Genomic DNA, 25,459 nt, shown 5'->3' with positions numbered 1-25,459 from the left:
TCTAGTTTTGTTTTAACAGTCCATCGGCCAAAATTGGCTCTAACACACTGTAATATCGATGTTATTTATGCGGTGTAAAACAGCCGTTGGGGTAATGAACTCTTCGTTATCACCCTGTCACTGAGGAATGCGCCATTTGGGCCTGAACCACGAGGGATCTGAGATCCCCCGTGTCTGCACATGTTTATGCGAACAGCCAGGAAAAAGAGACATCATCACCATGCTGTGTTGCACGCCGCATGCGGAAGATTACAAAGCCGCCCGCTTTCTTCCGGTTCATAAAGGGTCAACAACTTTCCTCAGTTACCGTTACCCGGTAAACCCCCATTGCCAGATATTCAATAAAATTACCCTCCCACAAAGACCAGAGCTCATTCATCTCTGCTGTCAGTGCAATATCTCCCGCCAGATAATGGAAGACGTAATGACCCGACCAGCAAAAGTCTATTTCCTTTTCCAGTTCCGGGTAAACTCGCCCCATATAACTAAAGTCTGTGACATAATCGAAATACCATTCGTTATCCTGACGGATGAAACGCATTTCAACCGGATGAAATCCCCCGGATTCTGCACTGTAGTCCGGGTCACGAAAATTAATGACCACTGCCCTGACCGATGTTTGCTGAGATTGTTCTGCCAGAAGCGTAGCGATGTGCTGCTGAAATAATTTGGTAACAGGCAGCGTTAATCCTGCCTGTTTTAAGACATACTGGGTTTGCATAATGAATTTTCCTGAAGAAGATGAGTAGTGGTGAGTAGCCGTTTCTGGTTGTATGAACGTACTGGTAAAGAATTAATCGTCCGCGTTGTTTTCTCAATCCCCAACTTTGCTGAGTGTTTTCAGGCGCACCCGCCAGTCGGCATATAAAACATGCGTAAATAATTTCTCCGGATGCGCCTCCAGCAGGCATATATCTGGCGAGCGCAGAACAGCAGCCAGAAAACCAGCATTATTGGCACTAGCCCCTTTAAATAATGGTCTGAATACGCCAGATGTGAAGCCCGTTGTCGGTTGCACTTCGAGTACACTTTCAATCTTAGAAAGTGCGATCCAGTCTTTAGAGAACAATCCTCCGCTACCATTTGCCATGAGACGCAGGTAAAGTTCATTATCCGTTTCAGACATTGCCAGTTGCCATGTCAGCATACCACTGGATTTAGGACTAATTTTTTCCGCCTGTCCTGATTCAATGAGCAGCTTATAACTCTCTTCAGGTAATATTCGCTCATCTTCAGTGATACCTTTTTCAACATCACTTAAATCATTATTTAACGCCAGCTCATCGTGTTCATTATTGTTTTTCACTGCCTTTGATTTTCTCATTTTCTTCTCCTGATTTTAATCTGATTTACAGACGCAAATGCGCCATAGACATTAATGTATCAATCCCAACAAGAGAACAATTGGGGTGAAATAACAAATAAATACCATTCCCGTTATCTTCTGTAATGGATAGCATCAAATAATATTCATCTGTCAGACGGACCACGAACTCAGGGTTTGCAATTAAATGATGAATTACATCTAATACGTGCCGTTTAAAATCTTCGCGAACATCATGAGGTTCAATGTACATTAATGTTACGCCAACCTCACCCCAGAAATTCCTTGCGGAGAATTCATCATCAAATGGAAGTATCAGTTCTTTTCTCAGGACAGTCATAACCGAATCGGGAAGAAGGAGCGATGGCAGGTCTTTCCAGCTCGAGACAAATTTCATTGAATAATCCTCATAAACAAAAACCCCGATACGTCTTAAGTATCGGGGTTATATAGACAGGGTTAAGAATCTTAAATTTCCTTCCGAGGTCATCTATATTCTTTCATAATATCCACACGATTTACAGATCAGCACTGGTGCATTATTTCTTTCTCGTTGCTCCAGAAATCCAAAGAGGCGTTTTATTGCCGTGATGATGTTTTTGAGCAATTCACATAATTGCTCCGGGCTGATATAACCAGCAGACGTTGTCAGGAACCGATCATCGCGAGTCAACTCAGCTATCTTTCCGGCTGTTTCTGTCACTGTGTTTCGGCTACCGCACTTAGGACATTTTAACGACATAATCATTCTCCACGTTTTAGGGATGCTAAAATCAATGTTCTTTACCGGTTGTAACGGTGTTCAAAAGAAGGTCGGTAACGCCCTGCCCGGTCTGACGCATACGCTCTGGTGTCAATTTTGCGTAGCGTTCAGTACTCTGAATGCTGGCATGGGCCAGTTGGGCTTTAACGTCATACAAACTGTACTGACCACTGGAGACAAGTAATGATGCGACGGAATGGCGCGTAGTGTGGAAACAGACTTCACTTTTATCTATCCCGCACTCTGTCAGTATTTTTTCATAGGCCCACCGGGGTTCTGATATCGGTTTTCCATTATCTTTTACGGCAAACAGATAGGGGTTGCTGCCAGCCCGTGGGATCGAATCAATAATGGATAATGCAACATCACTGAGATACACAGTTCTGCTGCGACCATTCTTAGTATAAGGAATGAATAACGACCTGTTATCCCGATCAATATGTTTGTGCATGACGTTCAGCATTTCTGATTTGCGTGTACCGGTTAACAGCAGCATGGCTATCAGTCCCCCGGCTGCCTTATTGGGGTATCGTACCGCAGCGTCGAGGATCCTTCTGATCTCATCGGCGTCAAAAAAGCGCGTCCGCTGATTATTCTCCTTCAGCAAAGGGATCTTATCGGCTTCATTCTTCTCCAGGACATCCTGTCGTAGCGCATAACGCCCCATAGTTTTCAGAATAGCCAGTGCCCTGTTACAGGTAGACGGTGCATACTGCTGGCCGTGAATACGACCTTCAAGCATGTCGAAAAGCACCTGCTGGATTTCCCGGGCCCGAAGGTCACAGTAACGAATCTTCCCCAGACGAGGTTCAATGTATTGCGTGAAACGCTGAACATCCTTATGCCAGGACTTTTTATGGCGCTTGATGAACGGAACATAGGTCTGGTGAAAAAACTCACTAAGCGTTGGCATCGCACGATAATTATCGCGCTCTGCCTTGGGGTCATTTCCCAGTGCAATCGCCTCCTTATGACGGCGAGCTATCTGGCGAGCTGTCCCCACATCAATTTCAGGGAATCTGCCAATACTGATACTTTTTTTGGTACCGTGGAATGTGTAGCGCAGGAGGAAACGTTTGTTACCTGTTCGGCCTGAGAGACACTTAAGGCCGATGACTTCGGTATCAGATACCTCAAGCTCTGTAGATCGGGTATCTGTGTTTGCCGGAAGGGCTTTGATGGATGAATTGGTGAATCGGAAGGATTTCTGCATGATTATCCTCATGTATCTTACTGATATCATGAAAATAATATATATCTGAAGGTGTATTTATTACGGGGCGTGATTGGAGAATGGAAAAGCTATTAGACGCGTACAAACGAATATTACAGGAGGTTGACGCCCGGTAATTTAACCTGAGTGAGGATAAATACTCAGGCGTCTTTTTACCTGTACCCTTTGAAGAATACTTGCATTCACCGGTAAAAATCATGCTGGTTGGACGTGAAACCGCAGGCTGGAATACGCTGAATGGTAAGAATACGATATCACGGGTGTTGGGACTTATACCTGACGTCACCATCGGGCAGGTGGTTGAAGAAGCTGTAGATCGTTACAGGAAACATCTTCTGATACAAAATTATGGCACCACCAACCTCAAATCACGTAGCCGCTTCACGCAATATCATTTCAGGCTGGCCCGGGAGCTTAATATTCCTCCCCAGGCAATCGTGTATGCCAATCTACTGGCGTGGGATTACGACGGACTGCCCCCTCTCAATCGCCCTCAAAATGAAGTGCAGGAAGTCATATTAGCCTCGCTGAAGCTGCTGGCGGTACAAATTAAACACCTTGAGCCTAATTTCATCATCTTTGCATCCGGAGCCCGGAGAACAGACTACATCATAAAACAGGTGCTTACTGAGCCAGGCGGCTATGAGACTTCTTCAGTTATTCCGGGGAAGCTGTGGGAGTTCAAAACAGGTAATACAATCTGTTTCAGAATTGCCCATCCAAGGGCTATGCGCGGACACCAGAAGTACAGAGATGAGGTGATTGCACGAATTAAGCAACTCTGTACCAAGGGCGGCTAGAGCATTACAGCTTGCTCAGCAGGCCCCCCTTCCCGGAAGAGTACCGGAAAACAGGCAAAGCGGCCTGGTTCTCTATGCTGTAGGCGACACGTTCGATTCGGCATTGCCAGGCTGGAGATTGCAGCTCATTGCACCCCGTGAGCACAGGATATGCACAGGGCGTGAATTTCAGGCACAAAAAAACCACCCGTAGGTGGTTTCACGACACTGCTTATTGCTTTGATTATTCTGCTTTTTCCCATGGTAGCCGGAGTGGGACTTGAACCCACACAGCGCGAACGCCGAGGGATTTTAAATCATGCGTATTAATTATGATTATCAATGACATACCTAATTTTTTCGCCATTGGGTGAATATTTTTAGACTTGCATAATCAATACGTTACGTCTTTCAAACAATTACAATGGCGAAAGTTTATAAAGGATTAATCATCCCATTGGCGCGTTATGACGTTGATGGTTATTTAACATTTAACTCTTACTATCATCCTCTGGAGATTCAAGATTTAACTCTTTGGTAGTAAAGGAAAATGATGGCACTGGCACGAATTTATGTTGAGAATGGATAAAAGATGCTATCTGATGCACATTGCCGCACTTTTTACATGTAAATCCGATTTGAGCATCAATATCGCATAAGTAAAGACTATGTTTTTCACCGCAAGAAATGCATGGCACATTAGCTTTCTGAAATAATTTATTTACACCATCTTCTGCTTTTCGGATTATCACATAATTTTTACAACCTGGGTTTTGACACTCTAACTTCTCATTGTTATTGAGGTATTGTTCAGTGAATAGAATGTCTTTCAAACATTTTTCACATTGTATTTTTGAATATCCTCTATTAAAGGTAATAAGATTTCCTTGCAACAACCGCTGAAGTCTCTCAATAACCTCCCCTAATTTATCTGAGTCCATTTTAAAATCATCAATTTTCTTTATAGTTGGCTGATGCAGGTAACTTCCCAATGTGTTATACCATTTCTGCAAATCTTTATATTTAATATTATTGTAATTTACATTTATTGCCTCCATATCCTCACCTGATATAGTGACGTATAAGTCCATATCCGATACTTCATCAAACATGCATAGCATACGAATTGCTTGTGGAGGTTGCCAAGTGTTTACGACTTTTTCTGGAATACTACCTAAACTAGCTTTTAATTGATTATATACATGAGCTTCAATGGCTAACCTTAATTCTAACGCGCAGTATCTTAGAGACGATAATTCTTTCGTTGCGTATAATTCAGTAGCTTTATCTAAATGATGCTTAAAGTTATAACTCATATATCCCTCTTAAAACCATAAATAGATATCTGAAAATATTTTATACCTCTTTCCAATATGACTTCTACTGTAAATATTGGGTATTAGCATGGGGTGTCAGAGTTCGGAGGTTCAAATCCTCTCGAACCAACCAAGAATCCCAAAGAAAACCAGCCTGTTACGGCTGGTTTTATGCATTCGATTAAGCGATGGTAAATAGATGGCAAAACGCCTGTCGGTTATTAGCTTTAATGGACGCCCGAAAGGATCAGCAACACCCGTCCCTGCGCCAACCCTTTGGCCGGTTCGATCACCGTTTATCCTGACGAGGTTTCGAGGACGCGGGTTCAACTCCCGCCAGCTCCACCAATCATGATTGGACGGTGATAGGACATCACTAGCAATAACAGGAAGTTAGCAGTCTCAGCAGTACACCGACCAGACGGTGAGGGGACAAAAAAGGATACGCAAAGGAGCCGCGGCTCCCGAGTGATAAGAAGCCCGCTAATGCGGGCTTTTTTTATGGGCTCCTTTTACACCGACCTATCATCCGCGTCTGCGCTGCTGATTAAGAAAGTACCACAGGTCACTCTCTTTCAGCGCACAACCAGCAGATCAGAAAATCTGGTCGTGTAGCGAGGTGACAACATTTCACGCTTCATCTGCCACTGCTGCTGTATTCCCTGCCCGGCAAAAAACAGAGTCCCCTTTCCGTCCTTCGCGTTGAGACGATCAAGAATCTCCATCAGTTTCTCGCTGTTATGCCGTGGTGCAGCGTCGTCGAACAGATTCAGCTGCGCAACACCCTGGCTGAAAAAGTCTCCGAGCATTACGCCCGCTTTCTGATACCGGTGGCCTTCACGCCAGATGTTATCCAGGCAGCGTACTGCGGCCTTGATGATGTCGCGAGTGTCCTGTGTTGGCGTCAGCAGTTTCACGGACACGCTATTCCCGTAGTACGGTTCAGTGAGCGCAAATGGTGAGGTTTTCACGAAAGCGGAAATATACCTGCAGTACTGGTGCTCACCGCGCAGTTTCTCCGCGGCGCGCGCTGCATGGCTGCAGATCGCCTGGTGCATTTGCTCGTATTCCATTACTCGTTCCCCGAACGATCGCGAGCAGACGATTTCCTGCTTGGCCGGTGCGAACTCTTCCATTTCGAGGCAGGGTTCTCCGCGTAGCTCGCGCACGGTTCGCTCAAGTACCACATTGAAGTGCTTCCGGATAACCCAAGTGCTTTGTTCTGAGAGATCGAGAGCAGTATTGATACCCATGGCATTGAGTTTTTTGCTGATACGGCGTCCTACGCCCCAGACGTCCTCGACAGGAACGAGAGACATTAACCGGCGCTGGCGATCGATATTTGATAAATCGACCACGCCACCCGTCTGCCGCTGCCACTTCTTCGCAGCATGGTTCGCCAGCTTCGCCAGGGTTTTGGTCTGAGCAATGCCGACACCGACGGTGAGATGCGTATTCTGCAAAACCGTGGCGCGGATCTCCCGACCAAAATCCTCCAGGTTCCGGCAGTTCCTTACGCCTGTCAGGTCACAAAATGCCTCGTCGATACTGTAAATTTCCACGCGGGGGCACATGAGCTCAAGCGTAGTCATCACCCGGTTCGACATATCAGCGTACAGCTCATAATTGCTGGAAAAGGTGGCAACGTTATAACGCCGGAACAAATCCCTCTGCTTAAAGAACGGTTCGCCCATTTTTATCCCAATCTGCTTGGCCTCAGCACTGCGTGCAATAACGCACCCGTCATTATTCGAAAGGGCGACAACAGGCCTTCCCTTTAAGTCGGGTCTGAACACCGTTTCGCACGAAGCATAAAAGCTGTTCACATCCACCAGGGCAAACATATCAGCTTGTTGATTTAACGATGTACGTCACCACCCCGAAGACATCCAGGGTTTCCTCGCTGCCCACTATGATCGGTGAGTAGGCAATATTCATGGGATTCAGCTGCACCGTGGGGCGCAGTTGCAGGACTTTAACGGTAAATTCGCCCCCTACCGCTGCAATGACAATATCGCCGTGTTCAGCCGTTCTGGAACTGTCAACTACCAGCAGATCACCGTCACTAATGCCCGCCTCGATCATGGAGTCACCCGCTGCTTTAACGAAATATGTTGCACTGGGATGCTGGATCATCAGTTCGTTTAAATCGATGCGCTGCTCAACATAATCCGCCGCTGGGGATGGAAACCCACACTGAACAAGGCTCGCGTAAAGGGGGAGCGCGACAATGCCGCGCAATTCTGCTGGCGTGTAAAATTCCATAAACAACCACTCCTGATTTATACTGTTTTTATATACAGTAGTTTTAAAGGGGTTGCAGATCAATGCGGCGGCGCCTATCAATAATTACGGCTGAACATCTGGCTGTTCTGCTGGATCATCCGGCTCCTCTTCCTCTGCTTTCAGCCTTTCGGCCTCAGCTTCTGCCTCCGCCTTCAATTTTGCTTCCAGCACTGCCTGGGCCAGCGCCTCCTCGCTGCGAATCCTTGCTTTCTCCTGCTGCTGGTTCCAGATGCTGTCCATCGGCATCTCAACACGAACAGAGATAAACTGGCCCGCCGGGATATCTACAGGATCGCCATCTGCCACACCCTCAATAATGTTCCGTGCAAATTTAGGCGCGCCGGCATGCTCCCGGTGATAGGTTTTAACCATCACCGATCCGTCAGGGTTAACCTCATAATCAAGCCATACCTTCGGCTGCTTATTGCGATCCAGCGGTATCTCAAATCCACCATCGATACCTCCCCAGGCCGCATCTGAATTGAGGCCAAGACACCCTTCAATCAGGTACTGCCCGACAGCAATGCGGGTCACTGTGCAGCCTTCTGACTCATCATTTGTAACGACCGAACCATCACCATAAACATTCACAATTGGCGATGCTGTTTTTATAAACCCGTTACCGTCAACAGCGGTGTTTGCTTCCGTCCTGAAGGCATATGCTCTGGAAAAGAAGTCATTTGTGTCCGTGCCCGTGAACCATACTTTATTGCCGCGCGCGGAAATCTTGAATGCGCCGTTGTTACCTGAAGCATCTACCCACGGAACGCAGACAAGCTGTCCGACAAGATCCGAAGCTCCAAGCCCGGATTGCGGCAGATGCCCGCCAAGCGAGACACCGCCGCTGAGGCCCTGAGGAAAATTAAGAATGCCAGCATAGGCGGTTATTCCGCGATAATCGCTGATCGCCTGCATCGCTACCTTGCGCTCACTCTGGAAAACCATGTTGCTGTCGTAAACATCATAGATCGCAGCTGATTTGAGGCCGAGGCCAGTGCGGGCTGTGGCCTGCGTATTCCCGCCTGTACCGCCATTAGCCACCGGAATTACGCTGGCGGATGTGAAGTTTTCATAAACAGCAAATGTGCGGCTACCTGCTACGCCGGACATAACAATGAAATAACTTTTTCCTGATGCCGATTGCGTGAATTGAGTAACCAGCATCACCAGCGCTGTAGTGCCGGCACGACCGCCAAGAACATTGATATTGGTAGGCGATGATGTGCCAGCATAAGCCAGGCCTGATGGAATATTGGTTTGGTTAGATGGCAGGCAAACATGTTGAGCGCCAGGAACAAAGTTAAACGTCTGCCAGTCCAGAGCGGGAAGCATGGCTATTGGCGAACCGATACCCACATCAGCCAGCGCCCCTTTGCCTTGCAGATCCCAGTTCGACCATGTAGTGCCTGAGAGGGTGCGCGTCCACGTCCGGTTAATAAAGGCTGCATTGGTGACAACTGATTTGAATGTCTGAACCACTGAGTTTGTGCTTGACCGTAGTTCAACGGTGCAAATTCCAGTAGGCGTTGCTGTTTGCCCGTCAGGGATCGGCCCATTGGTGACAGCGGATGTAATCGACCAGATCCCAGGAGTTACCAGCACATTCATATCGCCAGTGAAATAGCCTGGCATCGAACTGAACCCCACTGGCAACCATGCGCCCCATGGCCCATCTGTGCCGTTCCATGATCCAGTAAGCGACCGGATGTAAATATTTCCAGATCTAACAGTGTAGCGCTGAGTGCAGCCAAACTGACCACCTTGAATTACTTCCAGCACCCCGACAGCACTATCTTCTGGGAATCCATTGGCAATTGTTGCGCCTGTTGATGAACCCTGACCCCATGAGCCAGAATAAGCTGATGTAGGACCATAATTGTTGAGGTTTGCTCCTGATGGTAACGCCCCACGCCACTGCACCGCCGCATTAACGACTGATGACATCTTCGGCCATGACGGGCCGGTGGCTGTAGTACCGTCTGCCCGCGTAAGGGTCACATCGCCCGGGCCCACCAGTAATTTATCCTGATTGGATATATCGATTTGCGCCTGGCGCAATGCTTCCGTAACGGCTTTTGCTAAATTGTCATCAATCGTGGCCATTCGTGATGTCCTTAAAATGAAAAACCCCGGCTCGGCGGGGTATGAGGATTTGAGTTAGAAAGAGAAGGAACCGGTACCGCGGGTTATGGTTAATGTCGGAGCGGAAATACGCTTACTTACCGTGCCAGTGCCAATCACCGTAATAGTTGCCACAACGACATTGTCAGTAATGCCTCGCACAGCGTGGCGCACAGGCATCCATAGCCCTCCCGTCCCGGAAGGAACGCTGACAGAGCCAAAATCACGGACATTATTGTTGATGTTGAGAGCAATATTTACAGTGGTGGCGGTGGAGGAGGAAATATAAATAAGCGCCTCAAGCAGTGCCGACTTAGTCAGTGCCGAAGATGAGGAATCAGTAAAGGCAATCGCACTATATGCGTTGGCGGCGCCTGATGCAGTAACATCAGCAGCAACCCCCAGATTGGCAACGTCTCCGACGAATGACGTAGCTTCCACCGCCCCTTTGAAGCTCCCGCTTGTCGCCTCAACTCTTCCTTTAAAACTTCCATCGGTTGCATAAACCGTCCCTCGCACGGTCACGTTGTTAAACACTGCATACCCGGATTTGTTGATATGCCATCCGACATTGCCGGTTCCATCCCACGTACTGGACTGGATGTAATTGCCGATTTTGGTGTTATCAATCGAGCCATCTTGGATAAACACCGATCGCAAAAACATCTGCCCGCCGGTCGCCGCAAACACCAGTTCCTGCCCGGTCGTCGTCGGGTTATAAACTGCGAACGTATCAGCGCTGACGAGGAAGTTAGAGGAGCCAGTGGCATCAATGCCCAGCTGAATACCCGCGATGCGTTTGATGCCGTTCGCCTCCACCTGGACTTTAACACCCCACTGCGCACTCAACTTGCCGTTGATATCAGCAACAGCCTGGCTGGTAGTCTGGACATTGGCGTTGGTTTGCCCAATCGACGCCGTCACCTGCTGAATGCTGGTCGCTGTGGCGCTCTCCAGATCCGCAACCGTCCGATCGATGCGGGTGATCGCAGCCGCGTTGGTCTGGCCATTGGTTTCAACAGTCGCTTTAAGCGTGGTGACCTGCTCCGCCAGGGCACTGGTGGCATCCGCTGATGTTTTCCGCACGTCGGTTATCTCGGCCATTGCTTTCGTATCGGCAACGGCAAACGTGACGCGCTGATCCGAGAATGCCATGAAGTTGGCGAGCGCATTGGTGACGTTGCCGACAATACCGGCATCCCTGCTGGCCGTGTTGCCGTCAACATCAACTTTCAGACTGTCGATGCGGCGGCCAAGCGCGCTGTCACCATCCGTGCGGGCCGTGGTTTCAGTGCTGATGTCTGCTGTGTTCTGGTCAGTCGTAGCCTTAACCGCCGCCAGCGCGGTGGTCTGCGCCTTGTCGTTATCAGCAACGGCTTTATCGATGCGCGTAATAGCGCCGGAGTTTTTGCCGACGGTAGTCTGCAGGCCCGAAAGCGTGGTGGCCTGAGCCTCCTGCTCAGTTGTCAGCGTTGCCAGTTCCTGGGTCACAGCGGCATGGTTGTCGTTTACGGTCGATTCCAGCTTCTTCCGCTCTGTCACCTCCGCTTCCTGCGCCGTAATGCGCGCCTGGCGTTCGGTGTACAGCAGGCCCGATGCCAGTTTTGACGGGTCGTCACCGGTATAGCCGCCCCGGATCTGCGTCGCCAGCGTCTCGCGCGCCGTGGCTTCCGCCTGGTCACCTGATACCCGCGCCGCCGTTTCCTGCTGCAGCGCCGCCATACCGGCGCCGGGTGTCGGCCGCCCTATAGCTACCCAGTCAATCAGGAGGTAGTTTGTTGCGTCCTGTTTGCTGGACAGGTCCAGACGAATCTGGTTAATCGTGGTATCAGCCAGCCACGGGATATTGTCGCATTCAAGAGTGGCGATGCCGTCGGAGTTATAAGCAGGTTCGGCCACCGCAAACTTATTGGTGTCGCTGAATGCAGTAGCATTGCGCCAGCGAATTTCTCCCGCCCATGCAGGCGATCCCACTTTTTTGATACGCAGCTTCAGGAAACGATATGCACTCGCTGTAATGGCCAGCGCCCCTGGAGACGTTACGTACGGGTCAGACGCATGGTTTGCCGGACGCAGCCAGCCGTCAACGATTGTCGGCGTGCCGTTACCGGTCCAGCCTTCTGCCGTCGAATCGAAGTACCAGATTTTGGCCGGGTCGAACTGGGATCCAGTACCTGCAGACACCTGTGCAATCTGCTGCGCCAGCGATTCGGTGCTGGTCTGAATCGTCTGGTTGACGTTGCTGATATCCGCCAGACGCTCGTTCTTCTCGGTCAGCAGCGCCTGCCCGCGCGCGGCGGCCTCGTCGGAGATGGCTTTCTTACGGTCCATGACCTCCTGAGCCAGGCCCGCTTTCGTCGTCGCCGATTCCGTCGTAACCGTTTTGATGTCGTCATGCGCAGACTTGAGATCGTCACCTAGATCCGTGATTTCCGAAACCAGGTTCTTATAGGCGTCGGTCTGTTTGATCTGGTTATCGATATCCACCAGGTAATCGGCGGCAACCGAGCTGCTGCTGCCCTGAATGAAGTCAGTCCATGCCGACTGATTCCCGGTGCGATCAACAAGCCGCGCCCGGTACCAGAACCCCACCCCGGCTTTCAGGCCCAGCTGCTGATACATGTGCTGCGGATAAGGCACATCCGTAAGCAACATCGCATTCGTGCCAGCTGCATCCGTGGAATACTGAATCTCCGTCTGCAGGGTATCCGCTGTATTTGCAGGAAAATCCCAGTCCAGCTGTACACCCCAGAGTAATGGCGTGGTCCGAAAGTTAACGGGTACCGGTGGCGCTCCTGTTTTACCTGTTAATGTGACTTCCAGCGATGTGGCCCAGCTCGAGGAAATCTCAGCTGCATTGATGGCCCGGACGCGCACCAGATAGCGACCGGCATAAATGGCAGCCACCTCAAACGAGGTGGTGGAACTGCGCGGTACGTTTACCCAGTTTCCGTCATTGCGGCGCCACTGAGCCTCATAGGCAATGGCGTTCGGTGCCGGGTCCCAGCTGGCGCGCATGGTTTCGATGCTGATCCCCTGATTCACCATCGAGTAGGAGCTGATGACAATGTTTCCCGGAGCGAACTGGTTACCGGGAGGGATCATGCTTACCGGACGCTGGTCAATGATGGCGCCAGTATCAATGCGTGCATACTTGTCTGGATCATGCCATGTTCCGGCAATCGAGAATGTGCCATCGTTATTATCTTTGACGCTTATAACCCGGTACTGCTGGGCGTAGAGTTCGTCAGATTCCACTACCCAGACGCTTTCGGCCTGCGGCGTTTCGCTGTATGCCGTGCTGACCGTTACGGCCTTGCCGTTTACCGCCTGAATGGTACGGCTCTGGGATGCCCCGGAAGGCAGGTTCAGAATCAGGCGATTCCCTGCAGTGGCATCCGGTGCACGGTCCAGTGTGATAACCCGGCCATTCACCGCGCTGATTCGCCCGCCGGTGACCTTGCCTGACAGCATTTCATCAGCGACGGCGATGATGTACCCGGGCTGAGGTATGTTTCCATCCAGACCAACGTCAAACGATACGATGCGATCCTTGTTGTTGGTGAGAATGCCCCAGCGGCCTTTACGGTTCGCCTCTGACTGCCGGGTGCAGCCGATGGCCGTCATTTCCAGCTGATTAAATCCGTAGCGCGCCACCAGCGCCTGCTCAAACACAGGTTCCATCGCGTCAGCGTAGGCGTTAGCGGGATCGGACCAGGACACCAGCGCTGTGGTATAGCGCGTTTTCGTGGTGCTGCTGGCGTAGGTAAAGCGGCCTTCAATGACGTTGGCGCGGGTGTAGCTGTAATCCACATCCCGGGGCATATCTGCCAGGGCCACGATCTGATCGCCGCCCCAGTACGTCATGCCCCGGAATATGGCCGCAAAGTCACGAAGAACGGTATAGGCGTCGTTCCGGTCCTGAATGTATACGTTGCAGATGTACCGCGGCTCGGTACCTCTACCGCCCTTACCGTCCGGTACCGGCTGATCGCAATACTGGGCCACCTGGTACAGCATCCATTTGTCGATATTCGCCGCCGTGAGCCGGTGGCCCAGGCCGAACCGATCGGAAACAACAAGGTCGTAAAAAATCCACGCCGGGTTATCGGTCCACGCCCACTTAAACAAACCGGTCCAGGTGCCGGTGTAGGTGCGGGTTTCCGGGTTGTAGGTGTCAGGTACGCGGATCACGCGCCCGCGCGGCTCGCAGGAGATCTGCGGGATAGAGCCGTTAAACTGGCTTGAATCGAATTCGATATACAGCAGGGCTGTGTTCGGGTAGCGCAGTTTGGCGTCGATCACTTCAGTGAAGCTCTGAAGGGTCATTGTGTCGCCGATCTTCGCGCTGTTTGCATCAGCGGTCAGCTTGCGCAGGCGAATAGTCCAGGTGCTGCCCGCCTGAGGCAGATCGATACGGTGGCTGCGCTCATAGCCGGATGTGGTTTTACCGGTCACGCTGGTATTCAGCACCGTCTGCCAGGCTCCGCCGTCGGTCTGCAGGTCAATCGCATAGTTAACAGAGTTACCGACCAGATCGCCGTCGTTCTCCTGTTTGAACAGCGAGGGCCATTTCAGGCGAAGACGAACAGCCGAGAGCTGGGCATTGGTAAACGTGCGCGTCCAGGCTGTGGCACTTGATACTTCGGTACCGACGGTGATTTCGTTTTCTGTACCCGGTATCCCCTGGATATAGCTCTGTGCCTGGTTACCCGGGCGAAACTCCCACACCACCCCGCTAAAGTTTGGCGATCCGTCTGCGTTCTCCAGCGCGGTACCATCCAGATAAATATTTTTACCGGTGAGCTGGCCAAAGAACTCTCCCTCTCCCAGAGCTATCAGAATTTTGGCCTTCGCTACAGACTGGAGATCATCGGGTTGTTCGGTGGGTGTGCGTGATTTAGAGCCACCGCCTTTGCGGCCCCTGATAGCGGTTGCGTTTACCATATTGCGCCCATAAAAAAAGCCACCCTGAGGTGGCCTGAATGAAAGGATTATTTTTACTGCTGATCTTCGACGTAAATGCCTGCGGAGATGATCGCGCCGCCGATGCGCCGACGTCCGTAAAGCAGAGGAACCGGATAACCCTGCGCTGCGGTGTTCGTTACGCCGCCGAACGCATATGAGGCCCGGTTATCGGCATCCTGCTTACTGGCCAACCCTGTAGGCTGAGGAGATAGCATCTGTACCACGCCGCCTACCATCATTGCACCTCCGGCCATCATTAAGTTTACACCCCAGGTTTGGGCGAACCCGAAAGTTGCAATAGCCCCGACTGCCACAATAACAGCGCCTAATATTGTTTGAAGCAGCCCAGCTTTTTTACTTCCAATGATTACAGGTACAATTCTGATCACTTCGCCGGTGACAGGAAATCCTAAATCATCTACGCCAATGTTTTTCTTCCCTTTAAAAACAGCAAAAGTTAACCCACGGCGCTGACTATTTATCATATAACTTTCAAACCCGGGAATCGTTTTCGCTAGGGCCGTCCCTGCTTCCGATACTTTACTGATTAGCCGTCGGTGAGTTTTTCCAAATATTTTCCCCGGCGCACCACCAAGCTCAATTTGCGTCATTACTTCAGCCATTTTAACCTCTCAAAAATAAAAAACCCCGCCGGAGCGAGGTAGTAAAAACATTTCTTTCAATCAAAAAGCTGTGGGGTAAATACCAAAATCACCATTAGTTCCGTACCCAACCCTAAACATCAATACATCGCCTTCTGTCACCCTACCTGACTGCTCGCTCATGCCTCCGCCACACATACCTTTGGGCCAAGCGCTAAAGATATGATCTCCAATTTTTGGATAGACCGTTACCTTTTGAGCCGTGTCTAAGTCGGCGACCTCCTTTCCATCAACATACACTCGGGTCATGCATGCGCTGCCCATAAAACCAGAGTCCCGTTTGATTATTACCTTTCCAGACCCTTCTTTTTTAACTAACAGTGTATTGTTGATAACCTGTTTTGCTGGAACATCTTGTGCTTGCTCATTTGTTACCGGCTTAGTCGCACACCCAGCAACCATTAATATGGAGGCTACAACTAATATTCTTTTCATATCCCTATCCCCTTTCGTTTTCCGAAAGACTAGCATAGAGATTTGTAGCGTAGAACCTTCATCGTTCTGTCCTGCCAGTATCCACCATACGGTACTCGCTGGCTCAGGTGTCCATACAAATGGTGCAATAGCATATTACCTTCCAGCAGAATCCCCGCGTGATTCCACTTATTCGACTGTACCTGCATGATCACCATATCGCCAGGCTGCGGCGCGCCGTCGAACTCACGGAACCCGCATTCGTACCAGCATTCCTGATAGAAATTATCCGGGTACTCATCCTCCCACCAGGGATAATCCACCCGGTAGTCATGCAGCTCGATCCCGTGCGTCTGCCGGAAGTAACTCATTACCAGCCCCCAGCAATCGTACACGCCCAGTACGAAAGGCCGCTCGATGAGGGGGATCTCTCCCCGCGGTAAGATGGTACGTAAGTCACCTTCCGGCCAGCTGACGATGTGCCAGGGTAGCCCGTTGAGATCACACTGTGCCTTATCCATTTCGCTAGGCTGGGTGGTTGCATCGGGGTGGCTGTGAACGATGGCGGTCACCGCTCCCCATTCTTCGGCGGCGGCGTAGTCTTCCGGGCAAAGGACAAAATTGTCCTCCGGGTTCGTGGCCAGATTACGGCAGGGAAAATATCGCTCTACCCGGCTCTTCTGCGCTACCACGCCGCAGCACTCGCGCGGATACTCTTCCGCAGCGTGGGCCATGATGGCCGTGACAGTCTTTTTACGCATGTTAACTCCTGATCAATGAGGTGCCCGGGAAACCGCCGAATGAGAGTTCGTTATTTTCACCGAACCGAAGTTTGCAGGCAGACAGAGTGCCGTTGCATTCGTCCAGAGAAGGATCACTGACCGGATTGTTGTTTTTATCGAAATAGCGGGACCCGGCGTAATCGCAACCATCACCAGTACGGTATTTATTACGAATGCACCAGGTGCAAAGAGAATGGAGCTGGCGCGTCGGTATCATCAGGCCCTGCAGATCCATCGGGCTGGATAACGCGAACTCCACCACATCGTTTGTTTCAGACGTTTTTGCGTCGATATACCAGACCTGCAGCTTTTCCTGCGTGGCGTCTGCCGCCGGGTTTCCTCCGGCGAAATTACGTGCATCAAGGTACTGGGCCAGTGTGTCGTGAATCGTCACTTTAGCCTGAAGCAGGTCGTCATACGCCAGGCATAGTGCGGTGACAGAGCCGTCCAGGTTAGCGACCGATAATTTCGGTTGTGCGCTGCTGCCGCTGGTTGACGCTTCGACCCCTTCAATCTGGCACGGCCATGCTTTATATTCCTGACCCTGCCACCAGATGCTTTTGGCGGGTAGTTTCGATTCATCACCACCAGCGGTCACAATCTCTGCTTCTGTATGCGGAACGTTGTAGCTGTGGAAACGCAGCACTTCTCCGGTACCGAACGCCGTGCCATCTACAGAAAAAAGCCGGACCTCATTGCCCGGCTCAAGTTTCTGGTAATCACTGTTTAAGCTCATGGTTTATAAGCCTGCTCAAAAGTTGCAGAAAGGTTGAAGAGTCCGGCGCCCAGCGAAGTCGGAGTGTAGGTGTCGCAACGATATAACCCCACTGGCTCAAGTGGCGGGTGCCACTGAAATGCCTTCACACCCTGATGGCGATCGAGAAAGGCTTTAATCGCCGCGATGTACGCTTCGGTACCGGTGAACTGAAGATTCCACTTTTGCGACCGGGGATTAATCCCGTCCCCAGACACCTGCTGGTATCCGTCACCAAACTGCGCGGTACGACGGCGAAAATTTACCTCCTGTTCCGCATTGATTCGTGGACACCAGCTGAACGTTTCAAGAGCCATCAGCGACCTCCTTTTGCCAGATTCCAGAGCGCGCCACCCGGGGACATATCACGGCCAATCAGCTCGCGGTAACGCCGATCGACAAAGTTGCCCACTTCACGCCCGAACTGCTCATAACCCCCGCTCGCCTGCGTCTGGGTGTTGCCGTTGCCATCAATACGGATATTGACCTGCGGCGCGCCACCGCCGCCCGGCGTAATGCCGCCATTTCCGACAGCGCGTACACCCAGGGAGCCATCGGCAGCGCGGGTAAGCGGCATGATGGCTTCCGGCCCTGCCTCCCCCATCAGTCCGGCACCTTTGGCAAACGCAAACATTGTGGGGGAACTCACGACAGAATTACTGTACTGGCTCAGATCTGCTGAAGAGTAAACACCACCTTTGGCGTTGAACTGCAGATTTGCCCCGTATGACTGAAGCGCGGTGCCGCTGCCTGCGGAAGACGAGGCAGCGCCGCCAAACAGCGAACCGATGGAGCTGGCCGCGTTGGCGATCATCATGTTCACCATTACCTGTTCAATGACTTTCATGACGCTGATGCCCCAGTCTTTCCAGCTCGCTTTGTTGCCGTTGAGCATATCAACGATGTTGCTGCTGATACCTGATAGCGCGCTTTGCATCGCATCAGCCGCCAGCGTTGCATAGTTAGTGGAATCATCCACCCAGTCAGCAAGCCCGTCCCGCGCACCGGTTACCCAGTCAGCCTGCAACGCATCAATCTGGCTGTAATAATCCTCCTGAATTTCCAGCCTTTGAGCCTGGGCATCTTTTAAAGCCTGGGTTTCACGGTCATAAACTGTCTGGCTGATATCACCGGCCTGATACTGCTTTTGCAGATCACGTTGCTGGTCGAGGTATTCACGCTCAATACCCAGCCGTTCCCTCAGCCGCTCACGCTGCTTATTGCCGAGCCCGGCTCCCTGAATATCCACACTCAGATCCCCGCGGGCGTTATCATTCTGCGCCTGCAGGCCAGCAACAAACGCTGCTACCTTCGCGTTTTCTTCGTTGGCTTTTTTCAGCAGGTTCAGACGGTCCACTTCCTGAGCCAGCTGCTGCAGCCGGACTTTTTGCGCATCGTTAATATCGGTGAGCTTTCCCTCCGCCAGATCAAACTGAAGTTTCTGCTGCTCGGTCACCTCTGCTGTTTTCCGGCCGGTGGTGTCGATCAGTGCAATCTGACGCAGATAACCCAGCTCCATAGATTTAAAGGCGCTTTCCAGCTTTTTGGCACTGGTGTCAGGGGTCACTTTTCCGTTGGATTCGCCTGGTGCGAGGGTGTAATCACCTGAGGCGGTAACAGAAGATGTTGCGGAGGAAATAACAGGCGCGGCTGCAGCAATCGACTTAAGGCGCGTACGCTGTGCCAGTAGTTCGTTCAGTTCCTTCTGCTTTCCTTCCGTATCCATGCCGAGGCGGTTAACACCCGCCAGGAAACCTTCGTCGTTCAGATCAGCTTCAAGATTTCTGATCCTCCGCTCAACCTCAAACAATGAGGCGTTAGCTGATAATTTTTGCCCGCCCTGGTAATTATCAATAAGGCTACCCAGCGATGACGCTGCTTTTCCCAGCCAGCCGACAAGGGAAGCGATTCCTCCTACCATATCCGCCAGTCCCTGCAGGACTTTTGGATCGGTGAATACTGCCCGTAGATCACCCAGTCCGGCCTGTAACGGTGAAAGGTCCACGCGCGCCAGACCTGTGGCTATTTCGAGTTTTAACCCCTGCGCCTGCGTCTCCATATCCTCAAAAAGGGAGTTTACTTTGACCAGATCATCAATGGACTGCGGATCAGGCGCAACGCCGTAATCGCGCGAAAGCTTCAGGAACTGCTGGAGCTTCTGGCTGTTGTTATCAAAAAGCGGCAGCAGTTTTGAAAGGTCATTACCCAGGCTTTCGAGTATCGTGATCTTTTCGGCGTTGGTGCCCACCTTTTCAAGCGCCCCGGCGATTGCCAGTAGTTGTCTGTCGGGCGTTTCCGTGGACAACTTCTTCGCTGACAGGCCGAGAGCATTCAGCGCATCGACGGCCTCACCCGACTGGTTAAGTACCGCATCACCAATCTTATCGCCGATATCCTTGAAGATATCGGCCATCTGCTCGCCTGACACGCCAGCTTTTTGCGAGGCGTACTGCCAGCCCAGTAAGTCCTGTGTGGACATACGCAGGGATTTGGCGAGCCTGTCAGTTTCAGCGATCTGCTTTGATGTGGTTTTTAACAGGTTGATCCCTGCCACGCCTGCAGATACCGCTGCCGCTGCCGCGATAGTTGCCATCGACCCCAGTGCAGCGCCGGCAAGACGGACATCTTCCTGTACCTGCCGGCGCCATTTTTGAGACTGCCGCTCAGCCCGGTTAAGGCCCGCCGCAAAGCCACCGATATTGGCAATCAGGTCAATGGTCAGGGTTCCAAGCGATCTGGCTGCCATACCGTCTCCGTGAGTGTTTACGACCAGGTACGCTTAGCCTCATCAAGCGTGACGGGGTCTGTGGTGGTCGTTGTTTTGGTGAAGTGAAGGGTAAAATCAGTGACGCTGAAAGGGGCTGTGTCTTTGCCACGGTTCACGTTGGCGATAGTGCTGGAGATCATCCCGGCGGCCCACTCAGTGCGCAACAACGGATTCAGGCTCCCGTAACGCTCGCGATATTTCACCCAGATCTGAAACTCCCTGAAGCTCAGGGTTTCCTGAGCCTCCGCTATGGTTTTTCCACCGATCCCATTGAGGACGAGTTCGCACCAGAATTCATCGTTGGCGCTGAGCTCATCTTTCCCAGATCGTTAACCTCCTGGATCGCCACCAGCAGGGCGATGGTCAGCGCGCCGTCCAGCGCGCCGCGCTCCGGATCAGCCTCACCGGTAATGTCCGCAGGCGTGAACACGGGCTTGCCATTCTCGTCGCAGACAGACGCAGCGATCCGGCCCGCCACACCATCCACACGGCCATTCGCGGCCATCACATCCGTCATGGCCGAGTGGTAGCCCAGCGGGCGGATAAAGACTGTGGCTTTAAATTCCTCCTCACCCTGGCGCCAGGTGATTGGCTTTTCAACCGGGCGCCCCGTGAATGCCCCTGCCTGTTTCAGTGCATCGAGTGTCAGTTTCATCAGTCACCCGCCTTAGGTACCCAGACCGACCCGCCAGAACGCTGGATAGTTGCTGAAGTGGTCACCACCGTGTTGGCGGAGAAATCAAAGGGGAAGTCAGAGACATAACCGCGAAAAATAAACCAGGTGCGGCTGTCCGGTAGCGTCAGGCCATCAACAGAGCCGGCCGCGCCCTGCGCTGCTGCCGTCGGCTTCGCAGTACCGTCAGACCAGCCCACCGCAAACGTCAGCTCTTCGTGATCGTCGGAGTTTGCCAGATTGTGCAGCATCACGTGACTGGCGTTTTCCGGGTCAGCGTTCAGGCCCACCGTCGCCTGGCCGGGCGTGCGCAGACCAACCTTATATGTGCGACTGTTTCGCTCAGAAAGACAGGTATCTTCAATCTGATCTGCCGGGTTGCCACCGGGTGAAAAACTGGTGATACATTCGATTTCACTTACCGCGCCCTGGGCGAGCACAAAAAACTGAGTACCTTGCGTCAGTACAGACATGGTTTTCTCCGTGCATAAAAAAACCGGCGCCGGGCCGGTGTATTGTGGGGTTATCGCTTCACTATCCAGTTAACATCGAAGGAATAGCGATAGCGCTTTGTTTCGGGGTTCCGTTCCTGTCCGCCCCAGCGGGTTATATGTGCGTGGGGCTCAATGGCATCGCGCAGCGCGGCGGCCACCGCGATCACCTCATCCGGACTATCCGCCCAGGCGTCAACCTGTAGGGACCAGGTATCTGCATCCGGACGCTGTCCGAGATAGTTCTCAGGTGCGCCGTTCACGTTCTGCCAGACGACATAGGGGTAAATCACGTTATCGTCCTGTTGCCCGAACGGGTAAAGCCGCACGGGCGAATCGCCAATCAGCGCCCGCACTGCGGGACTGGCCGCGCAGACGGAAAACAGGGGGGCAATCACGTTCCGCCTCCTTTTCGTTGTGCACGCCGCAGCGCCCGGTCGATGCTTTTTTCATACTCGATGGTGAACGTGGCGATCACCTCCTGAACGCGGGAGGTTGCCGCTGCGCGCACAAGAGGTTTCGGCGCCATTTTTTCCGTACCAAACTCGAGCAGTCGCCAGTGCGGGGTGGGCGCATCCGCGGCAAGGCTGGGATCTTTTTTAAGCTTCGCCCCCTGCAGAATGCCGATCCGGAAGCCGAGATTACCGGTTTGCTTAAACAGCCTTCCGTTCCAGCGCTGCGCCGCATTATCAGCAATACTGCGGGCCGTCTGCGGATCGTCCAGACGCAGGGCATTGGCCTTAATCTGGTTCACAATGACGTTACCTGCTTTGCGCAGCGCCGCACGGCCGCCTTTTCGCTTCAGATCGTCGTTCACCTCGTTGAGCTTCTGCTTCAGTGACTCAATGCCGGTGATCTGAACATTGATACCATCAGCCATCGTTTACCCCCCGGGCACATGGCAAAGTGAGATATTCCCGGCCGCTTTTATCGTCTTCGAGTACGCCCTGAATATCGTAAATGCGTCCACGGTAACGAATACGGTGCTTATCCGTGACATCATCACGCCAGCGGATAGTGATCCGTGTGGTTACCTCGCTCTGTCCCGCCTGCGCGGTCACAAAGTCGCGCGCAGATAAATCGGTAACGTTAGCCCACAGCTCGACCTGGTCAGCCCACCCATTAACCACCGCGCCGGTAACCGGACTCTGCGTTTTAACAGGCTTCTGAAGCGTGATTCGTTTATTGAGCTTCCCCGCCTGCATGATCACCCCCTGGGATTGCCGCTGAGGTAAGTGTGCTGTGGAAGTTCAGCATCACTCTCTTCCACTACCATTGACTGGTAGATCACCGCCGTCAGAGCCTCGTTTGACTCCGCCAGTCGGTTCATCGCTGCTGTCTGGGCTGCCATTGCTGCCAGCAGCTGGCTTACCTGTTGCTCGTTCATAGGCGATTTTCATCCAGTTTTTTAGCCACTCGCGCCGGGCGGCGCATCCACTGCAGGCCATAAATTCCCCTCAGACACCATAAATACGGTACGGTTGAAGCAACGATTCTACGGCCAGATCAACGGTTGAAGAGGTACCGCTGGTGATTACTGCTTCCCGGTTTGCGTACCAGTGAGCAATAAGCATCAGCATGGCCATCTCGATATCTTCACCATAAAGCAGTGCTTCAGGGTCAAGCAGGTACAGTGGATCCGCTGCATTTTCGTAAAGCCGGCGGCGGGTCCAGTTCTGAACGTACCGGGCCGCCCCTTTGATGCTGATTTCGATCCAGGCATCTTCTTCAGTGCTGTCGGCATCGATCCGGCAGTGTGTTTTAACCTGCTCTATGGTCAGCATGCCCGCTCCTTATTTGGCCTTGCCATTCCCTTTCGGCTTTTGCTCTTTATCAGGATCCGGCTTCTTCTCGCCAGGCTCCTTAGCGTAACCGCTGGCTAGAAGGTCGCGACCGTGTTGTTCCAGCGTCTCAAACTCGGTACCTTCAGTAAGCACGTTGCCTTTAAAGTAGATGGGCTTGATAGCGATCAGCTTCATGGCTGTCTCCTTTAAGGAAAAAGAAAAGCGGCCCTCAGGCCGCCATTAAGATTTACGCGCCGCCACCAGCAGCAGGTGCGGTAAAGGAGCCGTAGATAAACGCTTCCGGACGTTTCACGGCCAGCGCCAGGCGCTCTTCGCAACGAATTGAGATCATGTTCTTCTCGAAGTCGTCGGCGTTCTCGGTGGAGATCACAACGTTGGCATCTTCACGATCGAACAGCTGCGCCGCGGCGTTAAACGCACCGGTCAGGAACTTGCCCTGGAATGCTGCGGCCTCAGTGGCCACAACCGGCAGGCCCCAGAGAGTAGGACCGGTCAGCGCCGCCGGGTTCGCCAGAATGTAGCGACCCAGCGTGTCCTTGGTGAGCTCAATCTTTGCCCAGTCAATGAAGTGCAGGACGTGGCCGGAAGCCGGGAAGCGCGCCAACTGTGCCTGCAGCATTGCGAGACGCAGATCATCGATGCCGTTCTGCTGTTCAACGGTGAACGCAGCGTCGTACGCCGAAGCCTGCGGGACGATGCCTTTCAGATGCGCGCCGGTACCATCGCCAAAGAGAATTTCCTGCTCTTCCACATACTTCAGGCCGTAACGCATCTCGGCATCGATAGTGGACTGCAGCTGCGCGAAATCGTCCAGGATCTGTTTGGACGCCTTGAACATGTGCGCGATGGTAGTGACCGGCGTGATCTGCGTGGCGAACTGAATATCGCTGTACGGCTTGGCGGTACCTTCAGGCACAACCTTCGCGGCATTAGTGAAGCCAGTCTGCTGCACCCAGAAGATGGCCGGCGCAGAGGTGCGGCCTGGCGCAATCAGATCACGAATGAAGAGACGCTGCTTCGGCGCGGTATCAATACCCGGCAGGCGCTGAGGTTCAACCACACCGGTTGCCACATCTGTGGAGATCAGCGCGGCATTCACCGGAACGCTGACGCGCTTCCCGCCCTCAACGCTTGCCGCGAACGCTTTCAGCGCGTCACTGCTGATAACGGTCTGGCCAACAGTCTCGATCACCTTTGCAGCATTCGCCAGCGGCATCTGAGCAACCTGCTGCTCAAGTTCGCCGAGCGCCGCCTTAAGCGTTTTCTCAGCATCTTTCAGGGCATTAAATTCCACTGCCATTTTGTCGACAGTATCTTTGGTTTCCGCTGACAGCTCGCCGTTTTTCTTTGCTTCTTTCAGGGCTTCTTCTGCCTTGGCATTGAATTTGCCGGTCGCCTCTTCAATGCTGGCGCTAACTTTTTTCAGGATTTCATTTACATCAGACATAACATCTCCGTTTTACTGGGCAGCCGCTTTCAGGCCGCTGAGTGCGGCTTCCAGTCGGTCAATAGTTTCGTTTTCGATAGTGGTAGCGCTCGGCGTACCTTCAGGGGTGGCAGCAGCGCCTGGCTTGCTGCCGGATAAGGCTTTAAGAAGTTTTCGACGCTCAGATCGCGGCGTATTTGTTTTGGCCAGCAGGGCATCAAGCTTGCGCAGCGCAGCTGCCGGGCTGTCGTCGTCGTCGGCAATTTCATCAGCTGAAAGAAGGCTGTCAGCAAAGCCCTTCTCCACTGCTTCACTGCCGCCGATATAGGTTTCGCCGTCCATCATCGCATCGACGGTATCGGCATCGAGACCGCTACGCGCCTGGTAGATATCGCTCATCGCTTTATCAAACGGCTCCATATCCGCGGCGATCTGCGCCAGGTCGTGACGGTTACCCATCGCATATACCCAGCAGTTATGGATCATCAGGAACGCGCCGCGGCCGATCTGCACATCGTCACCGGCCATCGCGATAACCGACGCAGCAGACGCTGCCAGGCCGAGAACCTTAACGGTGACTCTGCCTTCGTACTCACGCAGCAGGTTGTAAATCGCTAGGCCTTCGAACATGTCTCCGCCTGGGCTGTTGATGTTAACCGTAACGTCAGCGCCGCCGAGCGAGCGAAGCACGCCAGCTATGCGGCTGGCCGTCACCCCCTCCCCCCAGTAATCAGCGCCGATCACGTCGAAGATAGAAATGCTGTTGTCACCGTCCCGGGCGGCGCGGATGCCTCCGTTCCAGCGCTCCATTGCCGCAGCCGGCAGATCAGGTTTTTCTCGCGCAAAAGGTCGCCCCTCCGGCGCAGCCGGAAGGCTTTTAATCGTCATGGATGC

Annotated in this window: 25 protein-coding genes and 2 pseudogenes; 1 reads left to right on the top strand and 26 read right to left on the bottom strand. The window is 52.6% G+C overall.

Features of this window, described 5'->3' with window-relative positions; genetic code table 11:
• Positions 1–286: 286 nt before the first annotated feature.
• The 4 genes from DVA44_RS08745 to DVA44_RS08725 form a co-directional block, all read right to left on the bottom strand.
• A complete protein-coding gene (locus tag DVA44_RS08745; RefSeq protein ID WP_063160138.1) occupies positions 287–721 on the bottom strand; it encodes a DUF2787 family protein in 435 nt (144 codons plus the stop codon).
• Between the two features lie 93 nt (positions 722–814).
• Positions 815–1,324, bottom strand: a complete 510-nt coding sequence (locus DVA44_RS08740) for a hypothetical protein (protein WP_114386322.1) — start codon at positions 1,322–1,324, stop codon at positions 815–817.
• 25 nt (positions 1,325–1,349) lie between these two features.
• Complete coding sequence (locus tag DVA44_RS08735; RefSeq protein WP_246843612.1) at positions 1,350–1,721, bottom strand: hypothetical protein; 372 nt, start codon at positions 1,719–1,721, stop codon at positions 1,350–1,352.
• Positions 1,722–2,097: 376 nt separating this feature from the next.
• A complete protein-coding gene (locus DVA44_RS08725) occupies positions 2,098–3,300 on the bottom strand; it encodes a site-specific integrase (protein ID WP_114388389.1) in 1,203 nt (400 codons plus the stop codon).
• An 80-nt stretch (positions 3,301–3,380) separates the two neighbouring features.
• On the opposite strand from DVA44_RS08725, the pseudogene DVA44_RS08720 reads away from it, so the two are divergent.
• Positions 3,381–4,121 (top strand): annotated as a pseudogene (locus tag DVA44_RS08720) (hypothetical protein).
• Positions 4,122–4,591: 470 nt separating this feature from the next.
• On the opposite strand, the gene DVA44_RS08715 reads toward DVA44_RS08720, so the two are convergent.
• The 22 genes and pseudogenes from DVA44_RS08715 to DVA44_RS08610 all read right to left on the bottom strand — a co-directional run bounded on the left by DVA44_RS08715 (position 4,592) and on the right by DVA44_RS08610 (position 25,453).
• On the bottom strand, positions 4,592–5,416 hold the full coding sequence (locus tag DVA44_RS08715) for a hypothetical protein (RefSeq protein WP_139157089.1): 825 nt from the start codon (positions 5,414–5,416) through the stop codon (positions 4,592–4,594).
• Positions 5,417–5,991: 575 nt separating this feature from the next.
• Entirely contained in the window at positions 5,992–7,260 is a 1,269-nt protein-coding gene (locus tag DVA44_RS08710) for a Y-family DNA polymerase (RefSeq protein ID WP_114386316.1), read from the bottom strand.
• A 1-nt stretch (position 7,261) separates the two neighbouring features.
• Complete coding sequence (locus DVA44_RS08705) at positions 7,262–7,681, bottom strand: translesion error-prone DNA polymerase V autoproteolytic subunit (protein ID WP_114386314.1); 420 nt, start codon at positions 7,679–7,681, stop codon at positions 7,262–7,264.
• Between the two features lie 84 nt (positions 7,682–7,765).
• Complete coding sequence (locus DVA44_RS25970) at positions 7,766–9,805, bottom strand: pyocin knob domain-containing protein (protein WP_246843611.1); 2,040 nt, start codon at positions 9,803–9,805, stop codon at positions 7,766–7,768.
• Between the two features lie 735 nt (positions 9,806–10,540).
• A pseudogene (locus DVA44_RS26220) lies at positions 10,541–14,770 on the bottom strand (DUF1983 domain-containing protein); the annotation flags it as partial.
• Positions 14,771–14,823: 53 nt separating this feature from the next.
• A complete protein-coding gene (locus DVA44_RS08690; RefSeq protein ID WP_059308218.1) occupies positions 14,824–15,414 on the bottom strand; it encodes a tail assembly protein in 591 nt (196 codons plus the stop codon).
• Positions 15,415–15,474: 60 nt separating this feature from the next.
• Entirely contained in the window at positions 15,475–15,888 is a 414-nt protein-coding gene (locus tag DVA44_RS08685; protein WP_059309125.1) for a hypothetical protein, read from the bottom strand.
• 29 nt (positions 15,889–15,917) lie between these two features.
• Complete coding sequence (locus DVA44_RS08680) at positions 15,918–16,628, bottom strand: C40 family peptidase (RefSeq protein WP_114386310.1); 711 nt, start codon at positions 16,626–16,628, stop codon at positions 15,918–15,920.
• 1 nt (position 16,629) lies between these two features.
• The gene (locus DVA44_RS08675) at positions 16,630–17,385 is read right to left on the bottom strand and encodes a phage minor tail protein L (protein ID WP_114386308.1); all 756 of its coding nucleotides are present in this window, start codon (positions 17,383–17,385) and stop codon (positions 16,630–16,632) included.
• Positions 17,382–17,720, bottom strand: a complete 339-nt coding sequence (locus DVA44_RS08670) for a phage tail protein (protein WP_114386306.1) — start codon at positions 17,718–17,720, stop codon at positions 17,382–17,384. The genes DVA44_RS08675 and DVA44_RS08670 overlap by 4 nt, the downstream gene beginning before the upstream one ends.
• On the bottom strand, positions 17,720–20,149 hold the full coding sequence (locus tag DVA44_RS08665; RefSeq protein ID WP_114386304.1) for a phage tail tape measure protein: 2,430 nt from the start codon (positions 20,147–20,149) through the stop codon (positions 17,720–17,722). Before DVA44_RS08665 ends, DVA44_RS08670 begins: the two co-directional genes overlap by 1 nt.
• A gap of 17 nt (positions 20,150–20,166) precedes the next feature.
• Entirely contained in the window at positions 20,167–20,334 is a 168-nt protein-coding gene (locus DVA44_RS25955) for a hypothetical protein (RefSeq protein ID WP_246843610.1), read from the bottom strand.
• A gap of 83 nt (positions 20,335–20,417) precedes the next feature.
• Positions 20,418–20,825 carry a phage tail assembly chaperone family protein, TAC gene (locus DVA44_RS08655; protein WP_114386300.1) on the bottom strand — a complete coding sequence of 136 codons (408 nt, stop codon included), beginning with the start codon at positions 20,823–20,825 and terminating at the stop codon, positions 20,418–20,420.
• Positions 20,825–21,316, bottom strand: coding sequence for a phage tail tube protein (locus tag DVA44_RS08650; protein ID WP_114386298.1), 492 nt, complete (start codon positions 21,314–21,316; stop codon positions 20,825–20,827). Before DVA44_RS08650 ends, DVA44_RS08655 begins: the two co-directional genes overlap by 1 nt.
• 50 nt (positions 21,317–21,366) lie before the next feature.
• Positions 21,367–21,732 (bottom strand): DUF3168 domain-containing protein, encoded by a 366-nt coding sequence (locus DVA44_RS08645; protein WP_114386296.1) that lies wholly within the window; start codon positions 21,730–21,732, stop codon positions 21,367–21,369.
• Positions 21,729–22,214 carry an HK97-gp10 family putative phage morphogenesis protein gene (locus DVA44_RS08640; RefSeq protein ID WP_114386294.1) on the bottom strand — a complete coding sequence of 162 codons (486 nt, stop codon included), beginning with the start codon at positions 22,212–22,214 and terminating at the stop codon, positions 21,729–21,731. Before DVA44_RS08640 ends, DVA44_RS08645 begins: the two co-directional genes overlap by 4 nt.
• The gene (locus DVA44_RS08635) at positions 22,207–22,539 is read right to left on the bottom strand and encodes a phage head closure protein (RefSeq protein ID WP_114386292.1); all 333 of its coding nucleotides are present in this window, start codon (positions 22,537–22,539) and stop codon (positions 22,207–22,209) included. Before DVA44_RS08635 ends, DVA44_RS08640 begins: the two co-directional genes overlap by 8 nt.
• A 2-nt stretch (positions 22,540–22,541) precedes the next feature.
• Complete coding sequence (locus DVA44_RS08630) at positions 22,542–22,721, bottom strand: hypothetical protein (protein WP_069597504.1); 180 nt, start codon at positions 22,719–22,721, stop codon at positions 22,542–22,544.
• A gap of 70 nt (positions 22,722–22,791) precedes the next feature.
• Positions 22,792–23,118 (bottom strand): head-tail connector protein, encoded by a 327-nt coding sequence (locus DVA44_RS08625; protein ID WP_114386291.1) that lies wholly within the window; start codon positions 23,116–23,118, stop codon positions 22,792–22,794.
• Between the two features lie 9 nt (positions 23,119–23,127).
• The gene (locus tag DVA44_RS08620) at positions 23,128–23,313 is read right to left on the bottom strand and encodes a hypothetical protein (protein ID WP_114386290.1); all 186 of its coding nucleotides are present in this window, start codon (positions 23,311–23,313) and stop codon (positions 23,128–23,130) included.
• A gap of 52 nt (positions 23,314–23,365) precedes the next feature.
• Positions 23,366–24,586, bottom strand: a complete 1,221-nt coding sequence (locus tag DVA44_RS08615) for a phage major capsid protein (RefSeq protein ID WP_114386289.1) — start codon at positions 24,584–24,586, stop codon at positions 23,366–23,368.
• Between the two features lie 12 nt (positions 24,587–24,598).
• On the bottom strand, positions 24,599–25,453 hold the full coding sequence (locus tag DVA44_RS08610; RefSeq protein WP_114386288.1) for a head maturation protease, ClpP-related: 855 nt from the start codon (positions 25,451–25,453) through the stop codon (positions 24,599–24,601).
• Positions 25,454–25,459: the final 6 nt, after the last annotated feature.

The organism is Leclercia sp. W17 (genome assembly GCF_003336325.1).
Taxonomy (GTDB): domain Bacteria; phylum Pseudomonadota; class Gammaproteobacteria; order Enterobacterales; family Enterobacteriaceae; genus Enterobacter.
The sequence above is the reverse complement of the archived record's forward strand: the minus strand, read 5'-3'. Positions and strand labels throughout refer to the sequence as shown.